This window comes from Egicoccus sp. AB-alg6-2, assembly GCF_041821025.1.
In the GTDB taxonomy this organism is placed as follows: Bacteria; Actinomycetota; Nitriliruptoria; order Nitriliruptorales; family Nitriliruptoraceae; genus Egicoccus.
Window position 1 is genome coordinate 210,534 of the sequence record NZ_JBGUAY010000006.1, and the last position, 17,022, is coordinate 227,555.

General features: G+C 70.3%; 21 protein-coding genes and 1 pseudogene. 1 reads left to right on the plus strand and 21 read right to left on the minus strand.

The window, feature by feature from the left end; genetic code table 11:
* Window positions 1–16: 16 nt before the first annotated feature.
* A complete protein-coding gene (locus tag ACERMF_RS12425; RefSeq protein WP_373669426.1) occupies window positions 17–1,063 on the minus strand; it encodes an LLM class flavin-dependent oxidoreductase in 1,047 nt (348 codons plus the stop codon).
* A gap of 158 nt (window positions 1,064–1,221) precedes the next feature.
* On the opposite strand from ACERMF_RS12425, the gene ACERMF_RS12430 reads away from it, so the two are divergent.
* Entirely contained in the window at window positions 1,222–2,658 is a 1,437-nt protein-coding gene (locus tag ACERMF_RS12430; protein ID WP_373669427.1) for a diguanylate cyclase domain-containing protein, read from the plus strand.
* 98 nt (window positions 2,659–2,756) lie between these two features.
* On the opposite strand, the gene ACERMF_RS12435 is transcribed toward ACERMF_RS12430, so the two are convergent.
* The 20 genes and pseudogenes from ACERMF_RS12435 to rplF all read right to left on the minus strand — a co-directional run bounded on the left by ACERMF_RS12435 (window position 2,757) and on the right by rplF (window position 17,015).
* On the minus strand, window positions 2,757–3,506 hold the full coding sequence (locus ACERMF_RS12435) for a hypothetical protein (RefSeq protein WP_373669428.1): 750 nt from the start codon (window positions 3,504–3,506) through the stop codon (window positions 2,757–2,759).
* A gap of 134 nt (window positions 3,507–3,640) precedes the next feature.
* Entirely contained in the window at window positions 3,641–4,981 is a 1,341-nt protein-coding gene (gene glmM / locus ACERMF_RS12440; protein ID WP_373669429.1) for a phosphoglucosamine mutase, read from the minus strand.
* Between the two features lie 163 nt (window positions 4,982–5,144).
* Window positions 5,145–5,510: pseudogene (rpsI, locus tag ACERMF_RS12445) on the minus strand (30S ribosomal protein S9); the annotation flags it as partial.
* 38 nt (window positions 5,511–5,548) lie between these two features.
* Window positions 5,549–5,983 (minus strand): 50S ribosomal protein L13, encoded by a 435-nt coding sequence (rplM, locus tag ACERMF_RS12450; RefSeq protein ID WP_373669646.1) that lies wholly within the window; start codon window positions 5,981–5,983, stop codon window positions 5,549–5,551.
* A gap of 428 nt (window positions 5,984–6,411) precedes the next feature.
* On the minus strand, window positions 6,412–7,281 hold the full coding sequence (truA, locus tag ACERMF_RS12455) for a tRNA pseudouridine(38-40) synthase TruA (protein ID WP_373669430.1): 870 nt from the start codon (window positions 7,279–7,281) through the stop codon (window positions 6,412–6,414).
* Window positions 7,282–7,285: 4 nt separating this feature from the next.
* Complete coding sequence (rplQ, locus tag ACERMF_RS12460) at window positions 7,286–7,900, minus strand: 50S ribosomal protein L17 (protein ID WP_373669431.1); 615 nt, start codon at window positions 7,898–7,900, stop codon at window positions 7,286–7,288.
* A 43-nt stretch (window positions 7,901–7,943) separates the two neighbouring features.
* On the minus strand, window positions 7,944–8,984 hold the full coding sequence (locus ACERMF_RS12465) for a DNA-directed RNA polymerase subunit alpha (RefSeq protein WP_373669432.1): 1,041 nt from the start codon (window positions 8,982–8,984) through the stop codon (window positions 7,944–7,946).
* 213 nt (window positions 8,985–9,197) lie between these two features.
* Complete coding sequence (rpsD, locus tag ACERMF_RS12470) at window positions 9,198–9,803, minus strand: 30S ribosomal protein S4 (RefSeq protein WP_373669433.1); 606 nt, start codon at window positions 9,801–9,803, stop codon at window positions 9,198–9,200.
* 101 nt (window positions 9,804–9,904) lie between these two features.
* Window positions 9,905–10,294: a 30S ribosomal protein S11 gene (rpsK, locus tag ACERMF_RS12475; RefSeq protein WP_373669434.1), complete on the minus strand. Its 390-nt coding sequence runs from the start codon at window positions 10,292–10,294 to the stop codon at window positions 9,905–9,907.
* A 24-nt stretch (window positions 10,295–10,318) separates the two neighbouring features.
* Window positions 10,319–10,699, minus strand: a complete 381-nt coding sequence (gene rpsM, locus ACERMF_RS12480) for a 30S ribosomal protein S13 (RefSeq protein ID WP_373669435.1) — start codon at window positions 10,697–10,699, stop codon at window positions 10,319–10,321.
* 16 nt (window positions 10,700–10,715) lie between these two features.
* On the minus strand, window positions 10,716–10,829 hold the full coding sequence (gene rpmJ, locus ACERMF_RS12485; RefSeq protein ID WP_130648581.1) for a 50S ribosomal protein L36: 114 nt from the start codon (window positions 10,827–10,829) through the stop codon (window positions 10,716–10,718).
* Window positions 10,830–11,057: 228 nt separating this feature from the next.
* On the minus strand, window positions 11,058–11,279 hold the full coding sequence (gene infA / locus ACERMF_RS12490; RefSeq protein WP_373669436.1) for a translation initiation factor IF-1: 222 nt from the start codon (window positions 11,277–11,279) through the stop codon (window positions 11,058–11,060).
* A gap of 257 nt (window positions 11,280–11,536) precedes the next feature.
* Entirely contained in the window at window positions 11,537–12,340 is an 804-nt protein-coding gene (gene map / locus ACERMF_RS12495) for a type I methionyl aminopeptidase (protein ID WP_373669437.1), read from the minus strand.
* 66 nt (window positions 12,341–12,406) lie between these two features.
* The gene (locus ACERMF_RS12500) at window positions 12,407–13,057 is read right to left on the minus strand and encodes an adenylate kinase (RefSeq protein WP_373669438.1); all 651 of its coding nucleotides are present in this window, start codon (window positions 13,055–13,057) and stop codon (window positions 12,407–12,409) included.
* A gap of 73 nt (window positions 13,058–13,130) precedes the next feature.
* A complete protein-coding gene (gene secY, locus ACERMF_RS12505; RefSeq protein WP_373669439.1) occupies window positions 13,131–14,429 on the minus strand; it encodes a preprotein translocase subunit SecY in 1,299 nt (432 codons plus the stop codon).
* 232 nt (window positions 14,430–14,661) lie between these two features.
* Complete coding sequence (gene rplO, locus ACERMF_RS12510; RefSeq protein ID WP_373669440.1) at window positions 14,662–15,102, minus strand: 50S ribosomal protein L15; 441 nt, start codon at window positions 15,100–15,102, stop codon at window positions 14,662–14,664.
* A 2-nt stretch (window positions 15,103–15,104) separates the two neighbouring features.
* Complete coding sequence (gene rpmD / locus ACERMF_RS12515) at window positions 15,105–15,326, minus strand: 50S ribosomal protein L30 (RefSeq protein ID WP_373669441.1); 222 nt, start codon at window positions 15,324–15,326, stop codon at window positions 15,105–15,107.
* Complete coding sequence (gene rpsE, locus ACERMF_RS12520) at window positions 15,326–15,928, minus strand: 30S ribosomal protein S5 (protein WP_373669442.1); 603 nt, start codon at window positions 15,926–15,928, stop codon at window positions 15,326–15,328. Before rpsE ends, rpmD begins: the two co-directional genes overlap by 1 nt.
* Window positions 15,929–15,969: 41 nt before the next feature.
* Window positions 15,970–16,329, minus strand: coding sequence for a 50S ribosomal protein L18 (gene rplR / locus ACERMF_RS12525; protein ID WP_373669647.1), 360 nt, complete (start codon window positions 16,327–16,329; stop codon window positions 15,970–15,972).
* Between the two features lie 143 nt (window positions 16,330–16,472).
* Window positions 16,473–17,015: a 50S ribosomal protein L6 gene (gene rplF / locus ACERMF_RS12530; RefSeq protein WP_373669443.1), complete on the minus strand. Its 543-nt coding sequence runs from the start codon at window positions 17,013–17,015 to the stop codon at window positions 16,473–16,475.
* Window positions 17,016–17,022: the final 7 nt, after the last annotated feature.

Below are 17,022 nucleotides of genomic sequence, written 5' to 3' on the forward strand. Positions count from 1 at the left end.
CGCAGTCAGGCGTCGCCTACGAGGTGCCGAACGTCTCCAGGATGGCCGCGAAGTTCTCGAACAGGCGCTGCGGCGGCACCTTGTACCAGGCACCACCGAGGATGAGGTGGTCGATCCCGTGGCCGCCGGCACTGGCGGCGACCTGCCGCTCGAAGGCGTCGAGGCGGTCGCGGACCTCGTCGGGGGTGCCCGCGACGGCGTAGCGCTCGACCGCCTCGTCGGGCACCGCAGCGACCAGGGCATCGAGGTCGCGATCGGTGTCCTTCCACACCTGGCGGAGCCGATCGGTCAGCGCCTCGTCCCCGTAGGAGGCGAACACGCCCTGGTAGTTGGGCGTGGTGCCGTAGAACGCGATCTGCTGCTTCGCCTCGCGCACCGCCACCGCCCGGTCGTCGGCGATGCACAGGATGACCCCCTGGCACACGGTGAACTCGCTGCGGTCGCGTCCGGCCTCGGACAGCGCCTCGCCCACCCGCGGCAGGACGTCGTCGACGAGATAGCGGTCGGAGGTGAACGGGTGTCCGAGCAGGCCGTCGGCATGCGTCGCGGCCGCCCGGGTCATCAGTGGACCGACCGCAGCGACGTAGACCCGGGGCAGGCGGCGATCGGCGGCGCGACCCTTCCCACCCAACCCGGGTCGCAGCACGCGGTAGATGTCGCCCTCGAAGGTGACGTCCTCGCCACGCTCCATCCGCCACGCGGTCTGCATCGCCTGGACGTACTCGGCCATGCGCTTGGCGGGTCGGTCGAAATCGGCCGAGAACCGCTCCTCGATGATGCGCTTCACCTGGCTGCCGAGACCCACCACGAACCGGTCCCCGGTGAGCTCGTTGAGGTCCCACGCCTCCATGGCGGTCACCACGGGCGAGCGCGGGAACGCGAGCGTGATGTTGGTCCCGATGTCGATGCGCTCGGTCACGCCGGCGAGGACCGTGGCCTGCACGGTCGCGTTCTGGCTCGTCTCGGACACCCAGGCGGCGTCGAAGCCCCTCGCCTCGACCTGCTTGGCCAACTCGGGCAGGAAGGCATAGGGCCCTCCGAGTCCGATGCCGCGGCTCGCCATCGTCCGTCCTGTCGTCGACGAGGTGGCGACGCTAGCCCGCGGCGGCGGCGACCCCGGTCTCCGGTCGCCGCAGATCCGTACCACGCGGTTTCCGCCCGAAGTTCCTACACCCGCGCCTGCCTCGGCCGACGGGTACGGCGACCGCCCCCGAGGATCCCGTGGCCGACCGCGCCTGGCTCGCAATCGTGTGCGTCGGTGCCACGCTGGCACTGACCCACTGGATGCTGCCTGCCGAACGGGTGGACACGGCCTACCTGGCCGTCGCCATCGGGGCCGCGGTGGTCCTGTGGCTCGCGGTGGCGAGCCGGCGGTTGGCGCGCCGGGTGTCGTGGGCGTTCCTCGCGGCGGGCGTCACCTCCGGGCTGGTCGGCGACCTGATCTGGGTCTTCTACAGCGCCAGGGGGATCGAGCCGTTCCCCTCGCTGGCCGACGTCTTCTACCTCGGTGCCTACCCGCTGTACGCGACCGCGCTGTGGGGCCTCGGGCGCCGCGAACGGCTGGCGGACCGCGCCGTGCTCGTCGATGCCGGCATCCTCGGCGTCGCCGGACTGGTGTTGAGCTGGGCCTACCTGCTGGCACCGCACGTGCACGACAGCGAGCTCACGTCCTTCGAGCGCGCCGTGAGCGTCGCCTACCCCGTCGGCGACCTCCTGCTGCTGCCCGTGATCGCACGCCTGGTGTTCGTCCATGCGGCGCGGGTCCGTCCGCACCTGCTGGTCCTGTTCGCGATGCTGGTCATGCTCGTGGCCGATTCGGCCTTCGGCATCGGGGTGTTGAACGAGACCTACGTCGACGGCGGGCCGCTGGACGCGCTCTGGCTCGTCTCGTACGTGCTGATGGCCGCAGCCGCCTGGCACCCCGCGGCCGTCGACGAACCGCCGGCCCTGGACGTGACCGGCGAGGTCTCCCGCCGCCGCCTGCTCGCGCTGGCCGTCGCGACCCTGTTGGCGCCGGCGGTGCTGCTCTTGCACGACCCACCGAACAACTCGATCGGCTGGGTGGCGGGCGCGGCCTCGATGCTGCTGTTCGTGCTGGTGGTCGGTCGCATGGCGATGCTCGTCGACCAGGTCAACCTGCAGGCACGACAGTTGGAATCGCTGACCCGCACCGACCCGCTGACGGGCGCGGCCAATCGGCGGGCCCTCGACGAGAACCTCGACGCGGCCATCGCCCGGCTGGAGCGTGATGCACGACCGTTCGCGTTCGCCCTGCTCGACCTCGACCGCTTCAAGCTCTACAACGACACCAACGGCCACCTCGCGGGTGACGCGCTGCTGCGGGACGCGGTCGCCCGCTGGGCCACCGAACTCCGCGAGGTCGACCTGCTCGCCCGCTACGGCGGCGAGGAGTTCGCGGTCCTGCTTCCCGATGCCGACGCCGGCGCCGCGCGGGCGGCCGTCGAGCGGCTCCGTGCGGCCATGCCCGTCGGCGTGACCTGCTCGGCCGGCATCACCATCGCCGAGCCCGGCGCGACCCAGGACGACCTCGTCCGCGCCGCCGACCACGCGCTGTACGTCGCCAAAGCGTCGGGGCGCGATCAGGCCGTACTCGCCACCGAGGCGTCGGGACATCCCGACGGCGCACCCGTCGCCTGACTCCCGGCCGGCACAGTATCGGCCATCGAACGTGGACGCATCGTCGTCGCGGGCGACGTCACGGAGGCGGCGGCCGCCCCCGCAGCACGGCGCAACGGTCAGCTGACGTCACCCACGACGCGGTAGTCGATCTCGACTTCGATCCGACCGTCGTCGAGCTCCACCTCGACGTCGATGCGGCGGTCGCCGTCGACGAGGTCGAACGAGAACTCGTCGCCCTCCTCCTCGCGTTCGGCGACGTCCCAGCCGTCCGGCGCCTCGATCGAGGTGAGCGTGAGTGCGTCGCCGTCGGCCTCGAAGACGAAGCTGCCGCCGTCGGGAAGGTCGTAGGCACCCGCCTCGGCGTCGGTGCGGTCGTAGTTGATGTCGACCTCGATCCGTCCGTCGTCGAGCTCGACCTCGAAGTCCCAGGCTTCGCCGTCGCGGCGGAAGTCGACCTCGATCTCGTCGTCGTCCTCCTCCTCGACGATCGTCTCCCAGCCTTCGGCAGCGGTGTGGTCGAGCAGGACGAGCGCCCCGTCCCGAACGTCCCAGGTGACCGTCCCGGCATCACCGACGGGCCACGTGCCGGGAACGGCCCGGCTGATGTCCACGAGGTCGCCGTCGGTGGCGGCGTCGGCGCGGTCGTCACCGGCGCCGTCGTCACCGGCCGCATCGTCACCGGCCGCGTCGTCACCGGCCGCGTCGTCGCCCGCCGCGTCCTCGCCCGTGGCGGCGTCGTCCGTGGTCGGCGCGTCTGTGGCCCCTTCGAGGTCCACGGCGTCGGAGCCGGCACGGTCGTCACCGTTGCAGCCGGCGATGAGCGCGGCGGTGACGAGGGCCGCGAGGAAGGAGGGAGGCGTGCGCATCGGATCGTCCTGGTCGAGGTCTCGGCCCCAACCGTACGAGTGCACCCTCGGGTCCGTCGCGGCCGGAGGGAGGTCCTGAGAAGACTCTCACGCAGCTCTCAGCAACGTGGCCCGCGGTGGACGGGCGGCGTCGGCTACAGCGTGAGGGCGTCGCGGACCGCGTCGGCGATGCGGTCGACCGCCGCCCGGGCGTCACCCTCGGACTCCGCCTCGGCCATCACGCGCACCAGCGGCTCGGTTCCCGAGGGCCGCAGCAGGACCCGGCCACCGGTGCCCAGCCGTTCCTCCTCGGCACGAACGACGTCCCAGACCGCGTCGCAGTCGGCCAGCCTGGACTTGTCCACGCCCTTGACGTTGACCAGCACCTGCGGCAACCGCGTCATGACCGTGGCCAGCTCACGCAGCGAGACGCCGGTGGAGCGCACGACCGACAACAGTCGCACCGCGGACAGGATCCCGTCGCCCGTGGTGGCATGGTCGAGGTCGATGAGGTGGCCGGACTGTTCGCCGCCGAGGTTGAGCCCCTGCTCACGCATCGCCTCGAGCACGTAGCGGTCCCCGACCTTGGTCTCGACCACGTCGATGTGCAGGTCGTGCATGGCCCGCTTGAAGCCGAGGTTGGTCATGACCGTCGTCACCACGGTGTCCTGGGCCAGGGTCCCGTGGCGCTTGGCGTCGCGCGCGAGGATGGCCAGGATCACGTCGCCGTCCACCTCGCCGCCCTCGTGCGTGGCCGCGATGAGGCGGTCGGCGTCGCCGTCGTGGCTGATGCCGGCGTCGGCGTCGTGTTCGAGCACCGCGGCCGCGATCACCTCGGGGTAGGTCGAGCCGCAGTTGTCGTTGATGTTGGCGCCGTCGGGACGGCAGTGCACGGTGATGACGTCCGCGCCCAGTTGCCGGTAGACCTGCGGGCCGACGTTGGAGGCGGCCCCGTTGGCGCCGTCCACCACGATGCGCAGGCCGCTGAGGTCGACGTCGGCGATCGAGGCGAGGTACTCGACGTAGCGGGCGACCGCGGCGTGGTCGCGCAGACGCCGACCGATGTCGGTGCTCAGCGGGCGTTCACCGCCGTCCTGGTCCACGAACTGCTCGAGCCGGTCCTCCTCGGCGTCGGTGAGCTTGTAGCCCTCGGGACCGAAGAACTTGATCCCGTTGTCGCCGACCGGGTTGTGCGAGGCGCTGATCATGGCGCCGGCGGCGGCCGCCGAGCGTGCGGTGAGGTGGGCGACCGCGGGCGTCGGGAGCACGCCCACCGACACGGCGTCCCCTCCGGCGGAGGTGATGCCGGCGATCAGGGCCGACTCGAGCATCTCCCCCGACCAGCGCGGGTCCCGGCCGATCAGGATCGAGGGCCGTCGCGAGCCCTCCTCGCGCAGCACCGTGACCACCGCACGCCCGAGCGCGAGCGCGAGTTCGGGCGTCAGGTCGGCGTTGGCCTTGCCGCGCACCCCGTCGGTGCCGAAGATCGAACCCACGATGTCGCAACTCCTCGGAAAACGTCTGCTCGGGCGAGCCTAGGACCCGCGGTCGTAACCGGGGCACGGCGACCGCTGCCCGTACGACCGCCGCAGTCCGGCTCGCCAAACGCCGACGCCGCCCACGAGGGGCGGCGTCGCGTCGTTCGATGGACGGCCGGTGTCAGCGCTTGGAGAACTGCGGCGCGCGACGGGCCTTCTTGAGGCCGTACTTCTTGCGCTCGACCTTACGGGCGTCACGCGTGAGGAGGCCGGCCTGCTTGAGCGGCGTGCGCCACTCGGGGCTGTCCTCGGCGAGGGCGCGGGCGATCGCCAGGCGCAGCGCGCCGGCCTGCCCGGTGGTCCCGCCACCGTGGATGCGTGCAGCGACGTCCCACTGCCCGGCCTGCTCGACCACTGCGAACGGCTCGAGCACGGCGGCCCGCAGCTTCTCGGTGGTGAAGTAGTTCTCGAGCGGCCGCCCGTTGAGCGTGAACTGTCCCGAACCGCGCGTGACGCGGGCGCGGGCGACGGCCGACTTGCGACGTCCGGTGAAAATCTTGGTGTCCGCCATGCTGGAGTCGGTCCTCAGACGTGATCGGGCAGCGGCTTGGGCTGCTGCGCGGCGTGCGGGTGGTCAGCGCCGGCGTAGACCTTGAGCTTCTTGCCCATGGCGTTGCCGAGCTTGTTCTTGGGGAGCATGCCCTTGACGGCCTTCTCGACGACGTCGGTCGGCTTCTTCTCGAGCATGGTGGCGAACGGCACCGAGCGCAGACCGCCGGGGTAGCCCGAGTGGGCGTGGTAGAGCTTCTGCTCGGCCTTGCCGCCGGACAGCACGATCTTGTCCGCGTTGATCACGATGACGTGATCGCCCATGTCCATGTGGGGGGCGAAGGTCGGCTTGTGCTTGCCGCGCAGGACGGTGGCGATGCGGGTCGCGAGCCGACCGAGGGTCTGCCCCTCGGCGTCGACCACATACCAGTCGCGCGTGATGTCCTTGGCGCTGGGCGAGTAGGTGCGCATGTCGTCCTCGGTGGCCACGAATGCTCGACGCGTCGGGCGGGTAGCGATCGGTGGCGGTTGCTCGGTCGGTGCGGTTCGTTCGGCCTGGTGACGACGCCGGCCACACCACGAGGGGTGCTGGACGTCGAGGAGGTGCTCCGGCTGCCCGGTCGTGTGTGAGCGGGCGATCGGCCGGCGCGCATCTGGTCGAGCGCGAGTGCGGCCGAGCACGAACGTGCGGTCCACGCGGGACCGCGACTGGGAAGGGTACCGGCACCCGCCCGGAGCGGCAACCGGGCCCGGCCGAAGCCACCCCCCGGCCCCATTTGTGCGGCCTACCCCGGGCGTGACCACGGCCTGACCCGCACAAATGCCGTCAGACACCGCGCCTGCCGTCCGACACCGCGCCTGCCGTCCGACACGGCGCCTGCGGTCAGACACCGCTGCGGTCAGACGCCGCGTCGGCCTGCCAGGACGCCGGACGGGGGCGCAGCGGGCCAGCGGCGGCCGTAGCCGACGCCTTCCAGCGTCAGGCCCTGCGGCGGCGCGACCCGCCCTGCCCCCTGGCGTTCCCGCGACGCCAGCACCTGCCCGACCCACTCGGGCGGATGGCGGCGCCGGCCGACCTCGACCAGGCTGCCGACGATGCTGCGGACCTGGTTGTGGCAGAAGGCGTTGCCGTCGAGGCGGAAGTGCAGCAGGCCGTCGCCATCGCGCCGGATCGAGCACGTGTCGAGCCGACGGACCGTCGTGCGGCCGGGCACCTTCTTGCAGAACGCGGCGAAGTCGTGCTCGCCGACGAGCTGCCGCGCCGCGGCGCGCATGGCCGTCACCGACAACGGCTCGCGTACGTGCCAGCAGTCGTACCGCGCCAGGGGCGCGATCGTCGGCCGGTCGGCGACCCGGTACCGGTAGTTGCGGCGGGTGGCCGAGAACCGCGCGTGGAACGTCGCCGGCACCGTCCGCGCCGCCCAGATCGTGATGGCGGGGCCGACGAGGCGGTCGAGGCGGTCGCGGAACACCTCGAGGTCGTCCAGCGCCCGGTCGGTGCGGGCCACGGTGGGATCGAGGTCGAAATGCACGACCTGCGCCAGCGCGTGGACCCCTCGGTCCGTGCGTCCGGCGCAGGTCGCGTCGATCTGCTGCCCGAGGATCCGCCCGGCCGCCGCCTCCAGCGTGCCCTGCACGGTCACCTGGTCGGGCTGGCGGGCGAAGCCGGCGAACGGTGCGCCGTCGTAGGCGAGGTCGAGGCGCAGCCTCACCGCCGCCGGCGACCCACCGTCCGCCGTCACCCCGAGTGCGGGGTGCGAATCGCTCAAGGGACTACTTGTCGTCGTCGGCTTCGTCGTCCTCGGCCTCTTCGGGCGAGTCCACCGAGTCCGGCGAGTCCACCGAGTCGGGGGAGTCCGCCGACTCGGGCGACTGCGGCGACGCGGGAGCGTCCTCGTCGTCCTCGAGGTCGTAGTCGAGGACGGCCGTCCCGGCGCCACCGACCTCGGCGGCGCGGCGACGTCGGCGACCGAACAGGCCGCGCGAGCGGCTCAGCTTGGCCTCCTCGATGGCCTCCTCGCCCGACTCGACGCCCAGCTCGGTCAGCTCGACCAACACCATCGTGGCGTTGTCGCCCTTGCGGGGCCCGAGCTTGAGCATCCGCGTGTAGCCGCCGTTGCGGTCGGCGAAGCGCGGCGCCACCTCTTCGAAGAGGTAGGCGACGACGTCACGGTCGTTGAGCTTTGCCAGCACCTGACGGCGGGCGTGCAGGTCACCCTGCTTCGCCTTGGTGATCAGACGCTCGGCGTACGGGCGCAGGGCACGGCCCTTGGCCTCGGTGGTCTTGATGCGACCGTGACGGAACAGGTCCTTGGCCAGGTTGGCCAGGATGTGCCGCTGGTGCGCTGAGCTGCCGCCGAGCCGGCGGCCGCGCTTGGGGGTCGGCATGATGTGCTCGCTTTCGAATGATGCGGTCGGGACGTCGGGGCGATCACTCGCGCAGTGCGACACCCAGCTCGGTCAGCTTGTCCTTGACCTCGTCCACGGACTTGGAGCCGAAGTTGCGGATCTCGAGCAGGTCCTGCTCGGTGCGCTCCATCAGCTCGCCGACCGTGGCGACGCCCTCACGCTTGAGGCAGTTGTAGGACCGGACCGACAGGTCGAGGTCCTCGATCGCCATCTGCTTGATCGGGTCCGACCCGATCGAGGCCAGGGCCTCCTCGGGGGAGACCACGATGCCACCGGGGCCCGAGGTCTCGAACCCGGCGAACTGCTCGAACAGGCCCTTGAGGGTCTCGCCCGCGGACGACAGCGCCTGACCCGGCGTGAGCGAGCCGTCGGTCTCGACGTCGAGGACGAGCTTGTCGTAGTTGGTCATCTGCTCGACGCGGGTCGACTCGACGCGGTAGGCGACGCGCCGGATCGGGCTGAACACGCTGTCGATGGCGATGACGCCGATCGGGTCGTTGTTGCGCTTGTTCGCGTCCGAGGTGCGGTAGCCGCGACCACGCTCGACGGTCAGGTACATCTCGAGGTGACCGTTGGCGTTGAGCGTCGCGATGTGGAGGTCCTCGTTGACGACCTCGACCTGCGACGGCGCGAAGATGTTCTCGGCCGTCAGGACACCGGGACCGTCACCGCCGAGGAAGATCTCGACCGGCTCGTCGGAGTCCGAGCGGACCACGAGGTCCTTGATGTTGAGGATGATGTCGGTGACGTCCTCCTTGACGCCCTCGATGGCGGAGAACTCGTGCAGCACCGAGCCACCCTCGGGGCCGGCGGCCTGGGCGGAGGTGAAGCGGATGCGGGTCACCGCCGCGCCGGGCACCGAGCTCAGCAGGGTGCGACGCAGCGAGTTGCCGATGGTGTAGCCGAAGCCCGGCTCGAGCGGGTCGATGGTGAACCGCGAGCGCAGGCCCTCCTCGACGACCTGCTCGTCGAGGCGGGGGCGGTAGGCGATGAACGGCGATCCGCTGGGGGTCTCCCCCAGGCTGATGACGCCGTCCTCGTCGTAGAAACCGAAGTCCGACACAGATACTCCTCGTATGGGTTTCGGTGGGGACCTCCCCCCACCACGCACCGCCCTCGTTCCGGGTCCATCGGCGGAGCGTCTCGCTGATCCGCGGTCCGGTGATCCCGGGCCGGTCCGCGGGTCGCCGCACGGGTGGTGGCGGCGACGTGGTCTGGCTGGACGCGCGCGAGCGGCGCGGCCGGCGGAAGTCGCCGACCACGCCGCGAGCGGGCGCTACTTCGAGTAGAGCTCGACGATGGCCTGTTCGTTGACCGGGGCGTCGATCTGCGCACGCACCGGGACGTCGACCACGGTGATCTTGAACTGGTTGGGGTCCGACTGCAGCCAGCCGGGGACCTCGCGCGACCCGAAGACCTCGAGCGAACCGATGATCGCCTGCGACTCGCGGGCGCGGTTGCGGATCTCGATCACGTCGCCGGGCTTGACCCGGTACGACGGGATGTTGGTGGCGCGGTTGTTCACCGTCACGTGCTTGTGGCTGGCGAGCTGACGCGACTCGGCGCGGGTGCGGCCGAAGCCGGCGCGGTAGAGCACGTTGTCGAGCCGCAGTTCGAGCAGGATCAGCAGGTTCTCGCCCGACAGGCCCGGCTGACGCGTGGCCTCGCGGTAGTAGCGGCGGAACTGCTTCTCGAGCACGCCGTAGTAGTAGCGGGCCTTCTGCTTCTCGCGGAGCTGGAGCAGGTACTCCGACTCCTTGATGCGGCCGCGGCCGTGCTCACCCGGGGGGTAGGGGCGCTTCTCGAAGTTCTTGTCGTTGCCCTTGAGGTCGACGCCGAGGCGGCGTGACTTCTTCGTCATCGGGCCGGTGTAACGAGCCATGTGTTGGGGTTCCTTCCTCGGTCACCGCGAGTTGCCTCGAGGTGCCACGGGAACGCGTCACACCGGACGGTGTGCGCGTTCCTCCTCGCCCTGGGTCGAACTCAGGTGCGACGGCGCTTGGGGGGCCGGCAGCCGTTGTGCGGCACGGGGGTGATGTCCTTGATCGACGTCACCTCGATGCCTGCGGCGGCGAGGGTGCGGATAGCGGTCTCGCGACCAGCGCCAGGGCCTTTGCAGAGCACGTCGACCTTGCGCACGCCGTTGTCGACGGCAGCCTTGGTCGCCTGCTCGGCCGCGACCTGTGCGGCGAACGGCGTGGACTTGCGCGAGCCCTTGAAGCCCGCGTTGCCACCCGTCGACCACGACAGGACGTTGCCCTGCTGATCGGTGAAGGTGATGATCGTGTTGTTGAAGGTCGCCTTGATGTGGCACTGGGCGTGCATCACATTCTTGCGCTCGCGCCGGCGACCGCGCTGCTTCTTCTGTGCCATGTTGGAGCTACCTCGGTCGCTGGGTTACTTGCGCGTCGGCTTGCGGATGCCGCCGACGGTGCGCTTGGGGCCCTTGCGGCTACGCGCGTTGGTGTGGGTGCGCTGACCGCGGACCGGCAGGCCGAGACGGTGCCGGATGCCCTGGTAGGACCCGATTTCGATCTTGCGCTTGATGTTGTTCGCGACCTCGCGACGCAGGTCACCCTCGACCCGGTACGCGTTCTCGATGTGCGCGCGCAGGCGCACGATCTCTTCTTCGGTCAGGTCACGGACACGGGTGTCGGGGTCGACCTCGGCCGCGGCCAGGGTCTCCTCGGCGCGGGTGCGTCCGACCCCGTAGATGTAGGTGAGTGCGATGACCACGCGCTTCTCGCGCGGGACGTCGACGCCAGCGATACGTGCCATTGTTCGATCTCCTCCGTCAGCCCTGGCGCTGCTTGTGGCGCGGGTTCTCGCAGATCACGCGCACACTTCCACGGCGACGGATGATCTTGCACTTGTCGCACTGCTTCTTCACGGAAGGATGGACCTTCACGTCTGACTCCTTCGGCTGTCCGCGACCCGGTTGGTCGTCGGCGGTGCGCGGCCTGCCTGCCTGGCACCGGGGCTGACGTCACTGGTCCCTCGGGGATCGAGGGTCGGCGACGGCCGGCCGATCTGTGTGGCGCGGGGACCCGGGACGGGCCCCGTGCGTTGTGGTGCCCGTCCGTGGTGTGGGTCGTGTCCTGGCAGGGACACGCACCGGCGGAAGGGCGTGGTGCGGTTACTTGTAGCGGTAGGTGATCCGGCCACGGGACAGGTCGTAGGGAGAGAGTTCCACGACCACCTTGTCGCCCGGCAGGATGCGGATGTAGTGCATCCGCATCTTCCCGCTGATGTGGGCGAGCACGTTGTGGCCGTTCTCCAGCTCCACGCGGAACTGCGTGTTCGGGAGGGCCTCCGTGACGGTGCCCTCCACCTGGATGGACTCTTCCTTCTCTGCCACGCCTTCTCCGGGTCGGTTCGTGGTGGTGCCCGGATCACCTGGCGGCGATCCGGCGTTCCCGTCCCAGGCACGCGCGAATTCGCGGGCTGGGAGGCGGGAAAGGTCCGGCAGCGGGGCGGTTCGAGACGTCGAGTTGCCGACGCGCCGGACGATCGATGGCTACCGCCCCGAGCACGGGGCGACGCCCTGCGCAGGCAGGACGTGTCCACAGGGTACCCAGCCCGGGGCGGATCGGGCAACTGCGCCCGTCCGGGCGTTCACCAGCGCGGGACGTCGGCCCCGTCCAGGGTCGCCGGCTCGTCGCTGCGGGCGGTCAACACGCGCGGCCCGTCCTCGGTGATCGCGATCGTGTGCTCCCAGTGCGCCGACACCGACCCGTCCGCGGTGACCACGGTCCAGCCGTCGTCGAGCGTCCGGGTTTCCTCGGTGCCGAGGTTGAACATCGGCTCGACCGCGATGACCCATCCGGGCGAGAGCTTCATGCCGCGTCCGGGTCGCCCGTAGTTGGGCACCGAGGGGTCCTCGTGCAGCGAGCGCCCGATGCCGTGGCCGACGTACTCGCGCACGACGCCGTAGCCGTGGTCGTCGGCGACGGCCTCGATCGCGGCGCCGATGTCGCCGAGGCGGTTGCCGTCACGGACGTGGCCGAGCCCACGCCACAGGGCGTTTCGGGTCTCGCGCACGAGCGCGGCGACCGCCGGGTCGACGGCGTCCTCGCCACCGACGATCAGCGTCGTGGCCGAGTCGCCGTGGAAGCCGTCGACGATCGCGCCGGCGTCGATCGAAATCACGTCCCCCTCGTCGAGGACGACGTCCTTCGACGGGATGCCGTGCACGATCTGGTGGTTCTTCGAGGTGCACAGCGTGGCCGGAAAGCCGCGGTAGCCCTTGAAGGAGGGCACCGCCCCGTCGCCGACGACGATCTTCTCGGCGATGTGGTCGAGGTCGAGCGTGGTCATCCCCGGACGCAGCGCGGCCATCAGCTCCTCGTGGACCTTGGCCACCAGTGCCCCGGCGCGCGCCATCTTGTCGATGTCGGCCCTGGTCTTCTTGATGATCATCGTCGGTCCCGCCCGCCGGCCCCAGTCGTCTCGCTCGCTGACGCTCGCTCGTTGCCTCGCCGTGGCTCAGGCGTGCTCACGGAGGATGGTGTCGATACGTCCGCCGACCTCGTCGACGGTGCCGACGGCCTCGACGTCGCGCAGCAGGCCGCGGCCCCAGTAGAACTCCTCGAGCGGCTCGGTCGAGCGCCGGTACACCTCGAGGCGGTTGAGCACCACGTCCTCGGCGTCGTCGTCACGCTGGACGAGCTTCCCACCGCACTTGTCGCACACCCCCGCGGCCTGTGGCGGGTCGTACGCCTCGTGGAAGACCGCACCGCAGCCGGTGCAGGTCCGACGACCCGTCAGGCGCTGGACGACCTCACGGGCGTCGACCACCATCCGCAGCACGACGTCGATCGGCTGGCCGCGCTCGATGAGCAGCCCCTCGAGCGCCTCGGCCTGTGGGACCGTGCGCGGGAACCCGTCGAACAGGAACCCGTTCTTGGCGTCGGCCTCGGCGAGGCGCTCGCCCATCATGCCCAGGATCACGTCGTCGGGCACGAGGTCGCCCGCGTCCATGAACGACTTCGCCTTGCGGCCGAGCTCGGTCCCCTCGCGCACGTTGGCCCGCAGGATGTCACCCGTGGAGATGTGGGGGATGTCGTAGGCCTCGGCGATGCGGACGGCCTGGGTTCCCTTGCCGGCTCCCGGGGGTCCCAACAGGATCACGCGCACGTTCGGTCCTCTCGTGGAAGTGTCCGTGGCGGCGAGTCTCCCATCCGGGAGCACGCGCCACCAAGCCGCGCGATCAGCGCAGGAAGCCCTCGTAGTTGCGCTGCATCAGCTGCGACTCGACCTGCTGCATCGTCTGCAGCGCGACACCCACCATGATCAGCAGGCTGACGCCACCGAGCGGGAACGCGGTCACGTTGCCGACCGCAAGCAGCACGAACGGCAGCACCGCCACCGCGGCGAGGTACAGCGAGCCCGGCAGGGTGATGCGCGTGAGCACCCGGTCGAGGTACTCCGCGGTCTGCCGGCCCGGCCGGATGCCCGGGATGAAGCCGCCGTAGCGCTTCATGTTGTCGGCGACCTCGACGGGGTTGAACGCGATCGCCGTGTAGAAGTAGGCGAAGAAGATCGTCAGCGCCGCGAACGTCAGGATGTAGAACCAGTGCGCGGCGTCGGCGAGGTAGACCTCGGTCCACGCCTGCATGCGCTGCGAGCCCGACACGTTGGCGATCAGGCCCGGCAGGTACATCAGCGACGAGGCGAAGATGACCGGGATGACGCCGGACTGGTTCACCTTCAGCGGGATGTAGGTCGACTGGCCGCCGTAGCTGCGGCGGCCGACCTGGCGGCGGGCGTACTGCACGGGGATGCGGCGCTGACCCATCTCCATGAACACCACGGCCACGGTGAGGAACACGCCCATGAGCAGCACGCCGGCCACCCATTCCCAGCCCTCGAACGGCGACTCGAGCTGCTTCTCGGCCTGGAGGGCGTACAGCTGCGAGGGGAACTGGCTGATGATCGAGACGTAGATCAGCAGCGACATGCCGTTGCCGATGCCGCGCTGGGTGATGAGCTCACCGAGCCACATGATCAGGCCGGTCCCGGCGGTCAGCGTCAGCACCATCAGGATGATCGTGCCGGTGCCCGCCCCCGGCATCACGTTCACCCCGAACGCGGTGCCGTTTCGCGCCAGGGTCACCAGGGTCGTGGACTGCAGCAGCGCGAGACCGATGGTGATGTAGCGCGTGTACTGGGTGATCTTCTTGCGGCCCTGCTCGCCTTCGCGCTGGAGCGCCTCGAGCTTGGGGATCACCACGGCCAGCAGCTGCATGATGATGCTGGCGGTGATGTAGGGCATGATCCCGAGCGAGAACACCGCCATCTGCTGCAGCGCGCCACCGGCGAACAGGTTGATGATGCCGACGATGCCGCCCGCGCCCGCGCCGGCCACGGCGTCGCGCAGCAGGTCGATCTCGACCCCGGGGACCGGGATCCAGCCGCCGAGGCGGTAGATGGCGATGATCCCCAGCGTGAACAGCAGCTTGCGCCGCAGGTCGGGGATCTTGAAGGCGTTGACGAACGCTCGGAGCATGAGGTCCTCGGGGGTGCTTCTGGAGACCCGGGGCGAAGGGGTGGCCGCGACGTGGACGTCGCTCCCCCGGGCGTCACGCGCCGGACGCGGTCGCGCGGCACGATGCTATCGGTTGTGGTGACCGGCGCCCCCTCGCAACGAACCGCCGGGGCCGCGAGGCGCGTGGGTCCGGTTGCCCGGAGCCCGTGGGCCTCGCCGCCGCCGGCGGCTCGTGGTGCGTGGGACGCAGGCGTCAGTCGCGGACGGTGCCGCCGGCTGCGCTGATCTTGTCGCGCGCGGTGCCGGTCAGGGCGTCGACGTCGACCGTCAGCGCCTTGGTGAGGTCACCGTGGCCGAGGATCTTGACGGGACGCTTCTTCTTGACCAGGCCCTTGGCGGTCAGCGACGCGACCGTGACCTCGTCGCCGGCCTCGAAGAACTCCTCGAGGCGCGAGACGTTGACGACCGCGTACTCGACCTTGTTGGGGTTGTTGAACCCGGGGCGCTTGGGCTGGCGACGGATCAGGGGCATCTGGCCGCCCTCGAACCCGGCCGGCACCGTGCCGCGCGCGCCGGTGCCCTTGGTGCCACGGCCGGCGGTCTTGCCGCCACGGCCACGGTCACCACGGGCGACGCGCTTCTTGTCGGTCTTCGCGCCCTCGGAGGGCTTGAGGTGGTGCAGCTTGATGGTCATGTTCAGACCTTCCCTGCCTGCGTGTTCGGCTCCGCCGCGTCCACGACTTCCCACGACACGAGGTGGGGCACCTTGCGGAGCATCCCACGGATCTCCGGCCGGTCCGGCTGCTCGACGGTGTGGCGGATGCGCTTGAGGCCCAGGGACCGCACGGTGGCGCGCTGGTCCTGGGTGCGGCCGATGACCGACCGTGTCTGGGTGATGCGCAGCATCTTCTCAGCCATCACTTCCCACCCTGTCGCATGGTCTCGAGCATCTTCTTCGGGGCCACGTCCTCGACCGCCTTGTCACGCAGGGTGGCGATCTCGTGGGCCGAGCGCTGGCTCTTGAGGCCCTCGATCGTGGCGTGCACGACGTTGATCGGGTTCGCGGTGCCCAGTGACTTGGCGAGCAGGTCGTGGATGCCGGCGGCTTCGATCACCGCGCGCACCGGACCACCGGCGATGACCCCGGTACCCGGCGCGGCCGGCTTCAGCATGACCTGGCCGGCACCGGCGCGACCCACGACGGGGTGCACGATGGTGTTGCCGACCATCGGGACCTTGAAGAAGTTCTTCTTGGCCTCTTCGACGCCCTTCTGGATCGCCGACTGGACTTCCTTGGCCTTGCCGTGTCCGACACCGACCATGCCCTTGCCGTCGCCGACGACCACGAGCGCGGTGAACTGGAACCGGCGACCGCCCTTGACGACCTTGGCGACACGGTTGATCGCGACGACGCGCTCGTCGTACTGCTCGCGCTCCTGCTCACGACCACGACCGCGACGGTCGCCCTGGCCGCGACCACCGCGTCCCGGACCGCCGCCTCCACGGTTGTTGGCTGCCATTGGTTGACTCCTTTTTGCCCCGGTCGAACCGGGGAGACCTGTCAGAACTCGAGCCCCGCCTCGCGGGCGCCCTCGGCGAGGGCCGCAACACGACCGGCGTAGCGGTTGCCGCCGCGATCGAAGACGCAGGTCGAGATGCCGGCGTCCTTGGCGCGCTGACCGACGAGCGTGCCGACCTGCTTGGCGACGCCGACCTTGGCGTCGTCACCCTTCGACACGTCCGCCTCCAGCGAGGACGCCGCGGCCACGGTGTGACCGTTGACGTCGTCGATGAGCTGGGCGTAGATGTGGCTGTTGCTGCGGTACACGGACAGGCGCGGCCGGTCGGCCGTTCCCCGTACGTGCTTGCGGATGCGCTTCTGCCGGCGTTGGCGGGCGAGGCGCTTCTTGCTCGCGTCCATGAAGGTCTTCTCCTCCTCGTGCAGCCACCGGGGACCTGGTCGGTTCCAGAAGGTGGCCACGAGCCCGCCCCTCTCGCTCTCGGTCGAGGGGCCGGGCGGCGGCGCCGGCTCGCGGCACCGCTGGCGGTCGGTTTGGTGGTGGGCTAGCGGCCTGCGGCCTTCCCGGCCTTGCGGCGGATGTGCTCGCCCTCGTACTTGATGCCCTTGCCCTTGTAGGGCTCGGGGGGCCTGACCTTGCGGATGTTGGCAGCGATCTGGCCGACCAGCACCTTGTCGATGCCGCTCACCGTGATGCGGGTGGGAGCGGGCACCTCGATCGAGATCCCCTCGGGTGCCTCGATGGTGACCGGGTGGCTGTAGCCGACCTGCAACTCGACGTCGGAACCCTTCGACGCGGCGCGGTAGCCGACGCCGACGAGCTCGAGCGACTTGCTGTAGCCGGTGGTGACACCCTCGACCATGTTGGCGATCAGGGTACGCACCAGGCCGTGACGCGAACGCTCGGTCCGCGACTCGCCGTTGCGGGTGACCACGACCGCGCCGTCGTCGTCACGCGACAGCGTGACGCCCTCGGGCATGGTGCGGGTCAGTTCGCCCCTGGGACCCTTGACGGTGACGCTCAACCCACTGAGGGAGACGTCGACGCCGTCGGGGACCGGGACGGGAAGCTTGCCAATGCGGGACATGGGATCT